Source organism: Ferrimonas balearica DSM 9799 (genome assembly GCF_000148645.1).
GTDB lineage: Bacteria > Pseudomonadota > Gammaproteobacteria > Enterobacterales > Shewanellaceae > Ferrimonas > Ferrimonas balearica.
In genome coordinates, this window is record NC_014541.1 from 2,740,067 (window position 1) to 2,751,878 (window position 11,812).

11 protein-coding genes and 1 pseudogene are annotated in these 11,812 nt (G+C 56.0%); 4 read left to right on the plus strand and 8 right to left on the minus strand.

The features are described from left to right. Positions 1 to 67 precede the first annotated feature (67 nt). Positions 68 to 949: an aspartoacylase gene (locus FBAL_RS12570; protein WP_013345973.1), complete on the minus strand. Its 882-nt coding sequence runs from the start codon at positions 947 to 949 to the stop codon at positions 68 to 70. A 385-nt stretch (positions 950 to 1,334) separates the two neighbouring features. On the opposite strand from FBAL_RS12570, the gene FBAL_RS12575 reads away from it, so the two are divergent. Continuing rightward, positions 1,335 to 3,029, plus strand: a complete 1,695-nt coding sequence (locus tag FBAL_RS12575) for a DUF885 domain-containing protein (RefSeq protein WP_013345974.1) — start codon at positions 1,335 to 1,337, stop codon at positions 3,027 to 3,029. Then, the gene (locus FBAL_RS12580; RefSeq protein WP_013345975.1) at positions 3,029 to 4,177 is read left to right on the plus strand and encodes a GNAT family N-acetyltransferase; all 1,149 of its coding nucleotides are present in this window, start codon (positions 3,029 to 3,031) and stop codon (positions 4,175 to 4,177) included. Before FBAL_RS12575 ends, FBAL_RS12580 begins: the two co-directional genes overlap by 1 nt. Before the next feature lie 149 nt (positions 4,178 to 4,326). Here FBAL_RS12580 and FBAL_RS20290 read toward each other — a convergent pair whose 3' ends face one another. From FBAL_RS20290 to FBAL_RS12605, 6 genes and pseudogenes are all read right to left on the minus strand, one after another. Then, positions 4,327 to 4,845, minus strand: coding sequence for a hypothetical protein (locus FBAL_RS20290; RefSeq protein ID WP_148226754.1), 519 nt, complete (start codon positions 4,843 to 4,845; stop codon positions 4,327 to 4,329). Positions 4,846 to 5,635: 790 nt separating this feature from the next. Continuing rightward, positions 5,636 to 6,622, minus strand: a complete 987-nt coding sequence (locus FBAL_RS12590; RefSeq protein WP_013345976.1) for a hypothetical protein — start codon at positions 6,620 to 6,622, stop codon at positions 5,636 to 5,638. A gap of 217 nt (positions 6,623 to 6,839) precedes the next feature. Then, positions 6,840 to 7,202, minus strand: a complete 363-nt coding sequence (locus tag FBAL_RS12595) for a hypothetical protein (protein WP_041251295.1) — start codon at positions 7,200 to 7,202, stop codon at positions 6,840 to 6,842. A 5-nt stretch (positions 7,203 to 7,207) separates the two neighbouring features. Continuing rightward, entirely contained in the window at positions 7,208 to 7,816 is a 609-nt protein-coding gene (locus FBAL_RS20470; RefSeq protein WP_171814242.1) for a hypothetical protein, read from the minus strand. Positions 7,817 to 7,960: 144 nt separating this feature from the next. Continuing rightward, a pseudogene (locus FBAL_RS20735) lies at positions 7,961 to 8,104 on the minus strand (RHS repeat-associated core domain-containing protein); the annotation flags it as partial. 59 nt (positions 8,105 to 8,163) lie between these two features. After that, the gene (locus FBAL_RS12605) at positions 8,164 to 8,754 is read right to left on the minus strand and encodes a DUF938 domain-containing protein (protein WP_041251745.1); all 591 of its coding nucleotides are present in this window, start codon (positions 8,752 to 8,754) and stop codon (positions 8,164 to 8,166) included. Positions 8,755 to 8,890: 136 nt separating this feature from the next. Between FBAL_RS12605 and FBAL_RS12610 the strand changes: the two genes are divergently transcribed. Beyond that, the gene (locus FBAL_RS12610) at positions 8,891 to 9,388 is read left to right on the plus strand and encodes a glycine cleavage system transcriptional repressor (protein WP_013345979.1); all 498 of its coding nucleotides are present in this window, start codon (positions 8,891 to 8,893) and stop codon (positions 9,386 to 9,388) included. A 145-nt stretch (positions 9,389 to 9,533) separates the two neighbouring features. After that, entirely contained in the window at positions 9,534 to 9,827 is a 294-nt protein-coding gene (locus tag FBAL_RS12615) for a DUF3144 domain-containing protein (protein ID WP_013345980.1), read from the plus strand. 154 nt (positions 9,828 to 9,981) lie between these two features. Here FBAL_RS12615 and FBAL_RS12620 read toward each other — a convergent pair whose 3' ends face one another. Further along, the gene (locus FBAL_RS12620; protein WP_013345981.1) at positions 9,982 to 11,487 is read right to left on the minus strand and encodes a DUF3360 family protein; all 1,506 of its coding nucleotides are present in this window, start codon (positions 11,485 to 11,487) and stop codon (positions 9,982 to 9,984) included. Positions 11,488 to 11,812 lie beyond the last annotated feature (325 nt).

Genomic DNA, 11,812 nt, shown 5'->3' on the forward strand with positions numbered 1-11,812 from the left:
AAGAAAGCCACCGGAATGGCGTACCATCCGGTGGCTGCTTTACGTCAGAAACCGTGCCGAGCGTCGGTCAGCGGGCTGGCACGTTCAGCGTGACCCGTTCGGCCAGCGAGAACGCGGCGTGGCTGTCGTAGTAGGCGGCTTCGTTAATGAAGTGGGGATGGAGGGGTCGATCACCGTCGAACACCCCAATCCGGCCATCGAAGTACTGGTAAGCCGGGTCACCAGGCTTCAGTTCGCAGAAGTCATTTTGCTCCAGAGACTTATGCACCATCGCCAGCGGTTCACCCTGTTCATCCATCGGCAGGTAGTGGGTGTCGATAAAGCGGTACGCCTCCACCTCGCCGGGGAGTTCTGGCAGGTCACCGGCCTGCTCCAGACTGGCGAAATCCAGGATCAGCCCGGTCATGGTCGCCATCTGCTCGAGAATGTCATGACGCAGTACCGACTGGGATTGTGGCCCCACTTCCACCATCACCCCGCGTTTGCCCACGGTGCACAGGTAGCCCCATTCAGCGGCAGGCTTGGCGTCCTCCACCAGAATCACCGCCTCCGGCATGTGGTGCTTGACGTAAGCCGCCAGCTGGTAATCCCAGGGGGTAGTGTCCACCAGGATCAGGGTGGGGCCCATATTGCTGGTGGTGTTGTGCAGGTCGATCACCAGATCGATCTGGCTGGCGCCCTTCGGGCCAATCTGGGCATTGATCACCTTGGCGCGGGACTGCTCGATATTGGCCAACGAGTCATCTGCCAACAGCTCCGGTAAAAACTGGCGGTTGAGGTCCACATCCAGATAGCGGCGATTGGCGCGGTAAGCCGAGGGGTTGCCCATCAGCGTCGACACCGACAGACCCGGGCGGGCCAGTTGCTGCGGCGACGCCTGCCAGTTCTTCAGCAATTGGATGCCGGAGAGTTCATTACCATGGGTGCCACCAACCACAACCACTTTCATTCTTTTGCCTTCCTAGTGATGCATAGATCTGCACGAATAGTGCCTATTAATTCACGGACTGTACAGTCTGAATTCGCCGCTTTTCCAAACCCGTTTTCCCGGACAAAGGGCTATGTTACCCCTCGAATTCCGTACTTTTCTCTGGGCAGAACCGTTAAAGAATCCGTCACTTAGTCCTGAATATCCACAAAATCTGGGACTAACTCTGTGGGTAACTGTGGAAACTCCCATTAGCTCAGGCGTTGCGGGGTGGTTATTTTTTCACCATGACGATTCGATGAATGCTGGCTGGCGCGTAGCGGATCTGACTGGCCCTGCCATTGCCGGGATGTCTGCCCTGTGCGACCATCCCAGTTAACTCAAATATCTGCCAACGGAATGTGAGATGACGCCGTACCAGCAGCTCAATGCCGCCTACCTGGCCATGATTGCCCACTGCCCCAACGCCTGCGTGGAACTGGGCCTGGACGAGCAGTTGAATCGCCTGCCCAGCCCCGCCCCCACCGACCGCGAACAATTGCTGGCCAAAGCCGATGCGGTACTCGCCGCAGCCGAACAATGCGTTGATCTGGACTTCGACCAACAACAGGATGTCACCCTGATGCGACTCAGCGCAGAGCGGGTCCACTTTATGCACAAGCTGGAGCGGGAGGGACGCCGACGGGACCACGCCCTGCCCCGGGCCGGGGAGCAGATCAGCGGCGGCATCTTCCTCTTGATGAGCCGGGATCCCCGCCAGGCTGAACAACGGCTGGACAATATCCGACAGCGTTTGGCCGCCGTCCCAGCCCTGCTGGAAGGCACGCTGGCCCAACTGGACCGTCCCATCGCACGCTGGGTGCAGATCGAACACGATACCCTGGAGGAGCTGCCCAGCCTGTTCCAATCGATTCAGCAGTGGGCAGAGCAGGTGACCTACTCTGACCAACCCGCGTTGCAGCACAACATCACCAGCGCGCTGGACGCCATCGCTGCCTATCGCCAGGGGCTGGACGCCCTGCCCACCGCCACCGATTTCACCCTAGGTGAGGAGAATGCCCGCACTCTGGTGGCCCTGAACGGCATCGAACTGAGCCTGGAGCAGATCCACCAGCACACCCGCGACTTTGTTGCCGACACCCTGGCCAACCTGGAGCAGCTGCGCCAGACTCTGGTCGCCCGCTACCAGTTGCCCGAGGACACTGACGCCGACGGCGTACACCAGTTTCTCAACCAACGCTTTGCCGTGGCCGTGCCCGATGGCCGCCTGCAAGCGGTGATTGAGCGATACCAGGCGGAGGCCGAGCGCATCGGGGAATTTATCCAGGCCCGCCAACTGTTCGATGAGCCCGACGACCACGCCATGACCATCATGCGCACTCCGGAGTTTATGGCGCCCATGATCCCGGCTGGGGCAATGATGCAGCCCGCCGCCCTGGCGGACGGCACCAAGACCAGTCAGATCTACCTGACGCTGTCAGAAGCGCTGCTGGATGAACACACCGAACTGGGCATCCCGGTGATGATGATCCATGAAGGGATCCCCGGTCATCACCTGCAGCTGGCGACGGCGTCCGGCAATGACAGCCTGGTACGACGGGTGTTCCCGGCCATGGAATTGGCCGAAGGCTGGACCACCATGCTGGAAGATTACATGCTCGACATCGGCTACATGGGTGAGCTGACCGACGAAGCCCGCTTTATTGCCAAGCGCGACATCAGCCGACTCAGCGCCCGGGTGGCGATTGATCTCTACTTTATGACCGGCCAACGCCACTACCTCGATATCGGCTATCCGGTCGACACCAGCAGCGACGACCCCTTTGTGAACGCCGGACGGTTGCTCAAGGTGGTCACCGGGTTTACCGATGGCCGGGTACAGGGCGAACTCAACTGGTACTCCCAGGAGCCGGGCTACCCCATGAGTTATCTGGTGGGCAACGTCCTGATGTGGCAACTGAAACGGGACTTTGTCCACGATGGCAATGCGCTGGCCCGTGACCGCGCCTTCCACCGGGAAGTGCTGGCCTGCGGTAACCTGCCCATGGCGATGGTGCGGGCCAGACTGGCCCAGCGCGGCCGGCTGCGGGCCGCCAACTGATGAGCGACGCACTGCGGGCCGAATTCGTTTCCGACCTCAGTGCCGTCGACCCGGCCGAGTGGGACCGCCTGCTCGGCCACCACCTCTTTACCCGCTACCACTACCTCGCTGCGCTGGAGCAAAGCCACTGCGTTGGCGAGGCCAGCGGCTGGCTGCCCCACCACCTGTTGGTGTATCGCGGCACCACACTGGTGGCCGCCATGCCGCTCTACATCAAGCTGCACTCTTACGGTGAATATCTGTTCGACTGGAGCTGGGCCCGGGCCTACGAACAACGTGGACTGGACTACTACCCCAAGCTGGTCAGCGCCATCCCTTTTACCGCCATCACCGGCCCCCGACTCGGCATCGATAGGACACAGGCTCCGGCGGACATTCACGCGCTGGTAGGCCACTGCCTGACGCAGCGGGCCGAGTCTCTGGATGCCTCCGGCGTTCAGTTGCTGTTCCCCGACGGCAACGAGCTTAAGCAATGGACCCTGCCGGATTGGTACCGACGCCGGGACATCCGATTCCAGTGGCACCACCGGGGCGAAGCCAACTTCAGTGAGTTTCTCGGCCGCTTTAAATCCCGTAAACGCAAGATGGTGAACAAGGAGCGGCAGCGCCTGGCCGATACCGGCATAAGCTTTGAAACCCTGTCCGGCCACGACCTTACCGACGCCCACTGGCACGCCTTTATCCAGTGCTACCAAACCACCTACCTCAAGCGCTCCGGCCACCCCGGCTATCTCTCCCCCACCTTCTTCCGCCTGCTGGCCCAACACTTTGCCGAACACGTGGTGCTGATGGTGGCACGCCAACAAGGCACCATCATCGCCTGCGCGCTCTACCTGAAAGAGGGCGACACCTTATATGGGCGTTATTGGGGGGCGCTGCAGGCGGTAGAGGGGCTGCACTTCGAACTGTGCTACTACCGGGGCATCGAATACTGCCTGCAACAAGGACTGAACCGGTTTGACCCGGGCGTACAGGGGGAACACAAACTGGCCCGCGGATTCGAGCCGGTTTTCAGCTATGGCACCGGAATGATACGCCACCCCGACTTCGCCCCCGCCATCGCCCACTTCTGCCAGGAAGAGTGGCTGGCCGTCGGCCAAGCCGAGGAGCAAGCCCGCCAAGCGCTGCCGTTTCGGGAGGGGGAGTAGCGGCGCTGGCGATTGCCGACCAGCCTGCTGGAACAGGCTGGTCGGTTCTACTGGTGCTGGACGCTAGCCACCCAGAAGCACCGAAGCTATGGCCTTCCAACTCATCTTAAATGCCGTAAATAAAGCTCATTAGTCCTTCCCCTTACTGCCTACCGTAGCAAGGTCATAGGATACTTAATGATCACGCTAATTAATGAAAATGACTCTACACTCTTATACAGAAACACAGTAAACAAAACAGCTAGAACGATAGAGAAAATCATCCCAACTGTTGCAATTGATGCCTCAGCTCCGTGAAACTTACCATCATTAGGAACAAAAAAGTCTGAGTACCAGAGCATCAAGTAGCCATAAAACCAAATAATAAAGAACAAGACGTCTATAGAAATACTATTTCCAAAGGACAAAGCTACATATACATATGTTGCAGAGTAAGCCATACGGAACGCTGAGTGCATATACCTCGCACTAAATGTAGACAACGTTGATCTTGAAATTAAATGTTCTCCATCATTAGGTACAGGAAACAAGTATTTTGCAACTAAGCCTGCGCATATAAAAAACGCCAGAGCCGTAACGTTGGTGACCACAAACATTGAAAAAGCAAACGCAACAAATACAAATGATACATTTTGCCATTTATTATCAATACTAATGCAGCTAATCATCTTGTTACTCCAGACCCTTGGAGATTGTTCTAATTGGACACCCACTTTTTCATCAGCATCGCGAACACAAACCTTTCCTTACCCTTACCATCGAAATCTCCGCCCGATTAGTGACACCCAGTCGGACCATTGACCCCTGTTGGTCCACAACCTCGCACATCTGCCGCTTGATAGACATAGCCACGCCTACACGGTTTCTAATTGGACACCCACTTTTTCATCAGCATCGCGAACACAAACCTTTCCTTACCCTTGCCATCGAAATCTCCGCCCGATTAGTGATACCCAGTCGGACCTTCTAATTGGACACCCACTTTTTCATCAGCATCGCGAACACAAACCTTTCCTTACCCTTACCATCGAAATCTCCGCCCGATTAGTGACACCCAGTCGGACCATTGACCCCTGTTGGTCCACAACCTCGCACATCTGCCGCTTGATAGACATAGCCACGCCTACACGGTTTCTAATTGGACACCCACTTTTTCATCAGCATCGCGAACACAAACCTTTCCTTACCCTTGCCATCGAAATCTCCGCCCGATTAGTGATACCCAGTCGGACCATTGACCCCTTTCGGCCTGTTTCTAATTGGACACCCACTTTTTCATCAGCATCGCGAACACAAACCTTTCCTTACCCTTGCCATCGAAATCTCCGCCCGATTAGTGATACCCAGTCGGACCATTGACCCCTTTCGGCCCACAACCTCGCACATCTTCCGCCAGATAGACATAGCCACCCCTACACTGGCGTGCATTACGGTCGAGGTTGGAGTTAATCGATGTCTCTACGCGGCAAACAAGCGCCTAGCGTTACCCGAACCACGTATTCGAGCCGCCTCATGATGATTTTGGCAACGCCGCAAACTGGTTAATGTGCCGGCGCGACAGCCGAATTGGTACTCAAAGCCCTGGGTCAGGGTGAGCCAGTTGCTAAGAGAAATGCCCAGACGGGTGGTTAAGTCGGGTGTGATTTCGGCTATGTGCCCGGGTTTATCCAACCGTTGAGCACGCCCGGTAAACTCCACCACCTCCAGATAGTCATTCAGATGACAGGGCAGCGTTTCTTCGTCGGCATCGTCTTCGCCTGTACGAAACCGCTTTAGTGGTTGCGGCTGCAGGCCGTTAAGCGCCGCTTTGATGCGCAACTGAATACTGGTGTGGTCTGAGCTTTCTGGTGTGCGGGCGATATTGGCCCGAATCGGGTTAAGGTCGACATAGGCCATACAGGACAGTAGGGCTTGTTCATCCAACAGGGCTTGAGATTTAAACCGCCCCTCCCAGAAACGGCCTGTGCAACCATCTTCTCGATTCGCCATCCGGGCAATGGGTTCGTTCAGTGCCCGCATAAACCAACTGATGTCCATCAGGCGTTGCCGATAGGTCTCTGCCAACAACTCAACCCTAAGACGCTCTGCCTTTGGCATAAGGTCGTACTCTTCAGGCTGACAATATCGTTGAGTGAGAAGCGTACCGTTATAGAGCGTGTGCCAGCGTTCTAATACGGTGTGAGTATCCCAATCATCCGCTTGCTGACTCTCCACGCATAACACCACGTGGGTGTGGTTGCTCATCACCGCAAAGGCGCACACGCTGATGGCAAAGATATCCGTCAGCGTGAGTAACCTCTTTTCTACCCATCCCCGACGGTGTTCATAGCTCTTGCCGGTATAGGGGTCCTGGCCACACAAAAAGCTTCGGCGCACACAGCGACTGACGCAGTGGTAATAGCAGGTGTCCTGCAAGCTGACTTGGTTTCGACGGGGTTGGGGCATGGGACACTCCAGGGTCGGCGGTGGTCACTAACCAACAACCTACCCGTGCCCTAACCTGAAATGGCGTAACTTCGAGTTAAATCAGATTAAAAGTGGGTGTCTTCCTAGACTGCATTCCAACACTCGCCATTATTTTCACACTATCAATTTTCAGGATGGAATAATCTTTCGACAACGCACAAACAAGCCCGCTATGGCGGGCTTGTTTTATATTTAATCAATGCTGTCTAAGTAGCTTTGCTGCTTCCTTTACTTCAAGCCAGATAGAACTGCATAGAATTTTATCTGGTCTATCACTTAACCTATTGTCGTTAACGAAATCTTCAAGCTCTCTGAGCTTAGCCAAAAACTTAGATATTCTTTCTTTCTGGGAAGCATCCAATTCAAGCCTAAATCCATCTGACTCTTCAAAACGATCTGAATCAAGACCTTCAAATATCTGCTCAAATAACTCATCAGGTTCTGTTATGGACGTCACTGACTTATCCCCCTGCAACCAAACCTTCTCAAAAAGCCCATCTTCAGCAATAAGTTCTGCGGTACTATAAATTCCATCAATCCATACTTCTAACTTGATCATAGATACTACCTCCTGAACTTAAAGTCTTTTAGCTGTATTCCGTGAGCCTCAGGAGAGTTCATTCTCACCTCATTTCCGTCTTTATCAAGAGCCCGGCCGTTTCTAACTTGTGTTACCTCACCATTGCGCTTTACTCGAACATAGCTATGCGGATTTCTCGGATCAACCCACTTAACGTCTTTTCCGTTTCTGGAAGGTTTCTTAATCCAATCTTTAGGGACACCTTCAGGCCTACCATCATCCTCAGGGTCTTCTTCATTGGGGTCTCGCCCAGAGGATTCAGATGCACCTCTCATATTCGAAAGGTCGTTTCCTGGTGAGGAAGTATCACCCGGCAAAGATAATAAGCCTAGACCTACCAAAAGTGCTACCGCATCCATTGGACCTGGTTGGGGCCCATCTGAAAAAGCCACCAATACTAGACTACCGACTCCTAACCCAGATTGAGCAAAGCTATGATCATTTTGAGCGTCTTCTTGACACTGTCTATCGCAAGTTACTTGGATTCTCTCTATCGGATCCTCATTCTCATGTCCTCCATTCTGGCTCTCGCTATTCTGCGAACGGCTACTTTGGCTACCGATATCAGCCGCTTCTCCAGTACTGCTTTGCATCCCGGAGTCATGCCCGTTATTCGCTTCATTGCTCGAGTCACTTGAATCCTCTGTGCTAGGGCCACCATTCTCGCAACTTCCCTCAGCAAGGCATCTCGACTCCGCCCCCCCTGCTATTCCAACCGATGTATACCCAGTTGGGTCGGTACCAGCCAACGGGTTGTTCATCACATAGCTATAGGGGTTGATCGACTGAGTGCTGGTAGGAGCCTGAATATAAGGGTCAACACTCATGAATCGGCCCAGGTTGTAATCGTAAACCCGACCATTCATATGAATAAGATCCAACAGCCCTCGCCAGTAACCAGATAATACTTAAGTAACGCTCCTGCTTCGGTGACGCCCCCCTACCCCCTCACCAGCACCAACAGCCGATTATTCGCTGGCATGGTGTGATCAGCGGTCAGGTGTAAACCATGCTCTGCGGCCACTTCACACACCGCTTCAAAATCCCGGATCCCCATCTGGTCGTCCTGTGCGCGGAGGAAGGCGTCGAAGCGGGCGTTGCTGGCGCTGGTGGGTTGGCCGCCGTAGTGGAAGGGGCCATAAAGGCAGAAGCGGCCGCCGCTGCTGAGCAGTTGCCCTGCCCCTTCCAGCATCCGTTCCACCACGGGCCAGGGCATGATGTGGGCGGTGTTGGCGCTGAACAGGCCATCGAACGGGCCGTCAGGCCACTGCCGGGTGACGTCCAGCTCAATGGGGGCGGCCAAATTGGGGGCGGCGGCGCTGTTCCGCCATAGACGGATGCCGGGGAGGTTTTCCGCGCGGTCGCTGGGTTGCCACAGCAGATGGGGCAGGTTGGGGGCAAAGTGGGCGCCGTGTTGGCCGGTGCCACTGCCAATCTCCAACACCCGCCGGGTGGTTCTGAACTCGCTGGCGAGAATGGCCAGTATGGCGTCCTTATTATTCTCGCAGGCCTGAGAAAAGGGTTTGTTCATCATTGGCTTATTTTGCGTCGGGACTCTCAGACTACGTCAATTCCCACATTGTGCCCAGAGGGCTTGATCTGGATCGCCCTCTGACCGGGTCACTGCGTTACACTGAGTTAAGCCAATGGGATCAAGGAGTCCAGTCATGAACGCGCACTTTCTGATGACCGTGGTCGGTCCCGACCGTCCCGGAATGCTCAACCAGTTGGCCTCAACCACCCACCACCATCAGGGTAAGTGGCTCAACACCCGCACCATCAACCTTGAGGGGCAGTTTGCCGCCATCATCAAGGTGGAAGCCCCGCAATCCGAAATGCAGCAGCTGCAGGAAGCGCTGTGCGAAGCGCCGCGCATGCTGGTGCAGATCCACGAATGCCATCCCGAACAAGCGGTACCGGCCAAGCCGTTCCATTTGCAGATTGATGCGGCAGACCGTCCCGGCCTGGTGAATGACATCACCGCCGCGTTGGATGGCCACGGCATTGCCGTGGAGAAACTGGAATGCCACCGGGTCGGCAGTGCCGATGGCGGCACCCTGTTTACCGCCGAGTTGGCGGTGCACATGCCCGCCGAGCTGGACCCGGATATCGTGATGATGGAGTTAGAAGGGCTTGGCGAGCGGATGATTGTTCAGCGAATTTGAACGCGGAGTGCTACCCCGCTCACAGTTCCAGATTGTGAGGCCACCAGAGTGTGAGCACGCTTACGGTGTGCTGCAGTTAAAACACGTAGCGTGAAGAGGTACCGGGGTCACGGTGGCCCCCACAAAGTCTGAACAGGAAATTAGGATGTCTGACAGCAACAACGCCTTTTTCAACCGTGCCAATGATCTGATCCAGCTGGCCAACAAGCAGAACCAGGACAAAGAAGTGAAAACCGGCGAAGTCAGCGCGTCCTTTATGTACGCCCTGGCGCGTTACAACGCGTGGTTCGGTTCCACCAGTTTCCAGAGTCAGGAGCAGATGCAGTCCAAGAAGCAGGAGATGCTGGACTACTACGTCGAAGAGTACAAAAAGATGCTCGAGAACAACCTCGACGATTACATCGAGCACTTCGACCACTACCGCTCCACTCAGAAGTAATCATTGACGCCCGGCCCCACGCCGGGCGTTTTTGTGTGCCCAACCAGTGAGCCAAAAGCGTACCCGGCGGTGCGCTTTTCTTTTGCCTGTCATCCGACGGCAGGCACAAAAAAAGCGTGCCGATGGGCACGCTTTTTTGTTGGGGTTCCGATGATTACATCAGGGCCGGGATGCCGTATTGCGGCTCCAGCATACCCACTGCCAGCATGGCAGCCAGACAGATCAGCAGTACCGCGGCCGGGATAACGATGCGGTCCATTTTGGACAGACGCTTCGGACGCTCTTTGTCGCCGATCAGGCCGTTGTTGTCCAACAGCATGGTCAGGGCCCAGGCCAGAACCGGGTTGGTTACCGCAGCAGCGAACACACAGATACCAGCAGACTGAGAGTCTTTGGTGTCTTTGATCATCTGCATACCGGCTTCCAGCAGCGGCAGGAATACACCCACCAGCAGCGCGATGCGCATCACCGGCGGCCAAACCGCTACGTCCATCGGGAAGCCCAGGTAGGCCACGATGATACACAGGGTACCCAGCAGAATCGCACCGGCCGGGATAGGACGCTTGGCGATGGCAGCCGGGATCATGTAAGTGCCCCAGGAGGAGGTGATGTTACAGCCACCCAGAGAGGTACCTACCATTTGGCGAACGGAGCAGGTGGTCATGGTGTCATCCACGTCCATCAGCACTTTCTCGGTGCCTTTCGGGTAGTTCAGCTCCTGGAAGATACGGTGGCCCAGGAAGTCCGGAGACCACATGGCAACCGCCAGGATGGCGAACGGCAGAGAAGCAATAAAGTGCTGCAGGTTCGGCAGACCCAGCATCCAGCCCTGCTCGGTGGAACCCCACCAGTACACCGGGTTCAGGTTTGGCAGACCGGTTTCAGTGGTGAAGGTCAGGTCAAAACCGGCACCCAGCAACAGCGCGGTGATCAGGCCGGTGAAGGCACAAGCCGGGATCGCCAGCCAACGTTTGCCGACTTTGGCCAGGAAGGCGTACAGCACGATGGTCACCGCCAGCACAACAAGGCCAACGTGACCCATGCCGATGCCGGTAGACCAGGACTGAATGTCGCTGATCTGGCTCATCGCACCGGTAAAGCCAAGGAACACAAGCAAACCGCCCGCCACGCCTTCACCGGTAAGGTTCACCAGACGAGAGCCACCTTTAAAGGCACTCAGCAGCAGACCGAACACACCCAGCAGCAGCGCCAGAGCCAGCGGGTGAGCACCAGCCAGCGCGATGGCACCGATCAGGGGGATCATCGGACCGTGGTTACCCGCCAGGTTGGAGCGCGGGTTGAGGAAGCCAGGGGCAATGATGCAGAACAGCAGCGCCGGGATCAGCATCTCTACGCGCGCCACTTCGATGGCGAAGTCGCGGCCCAGTTCGATGTGGTCCCAGGCCTGAGACAGACCGTCGGCCCAGGACATGGCCACGGCGGAGTACATGGCAATAATGCCGATGGTGCCTGCCAGAGCCGGTACCAGGTCTTCCCACTCGAAGCGATAATCGCGACCGGGCAGGTTCAGACGCCAGCGGCGCGGCTTCATGATTTGCAGTTCGTGCTCCAGGTACTCAGACCGGGAGTTGAACTCGCTGGCCGGGCGGTGTGCTTCCCGGTAGGACTTCTCTTCGGGTTTTGTTGTCTGCTCTTGCATGGCAACAACCACTCCTCAACACAAGGGGTATCAATGACAACAGATGGGCTTCGGCTCATTAGCTGATAACCAAAACCCATCACAGTATAGCGTTGCGCGATATTCTGAACGCATTTGAGCCAGATACCGTGATCCACCTCCGAAGTCTTACCAATTTACCAATGGCTTTTTCGCTTCTGCGCTCTTTTTGCCCAGCGGCAGCATGATTGTGATCTAGCTTCCTTGACGCACATCAATTTGGACAGTGAATGTGCGCATCAACAAGCGCTTTTTTCGGATTTCGTCAAAAACGCGTCACAGACCCTTCCTTAGCCCACTTTTCCTC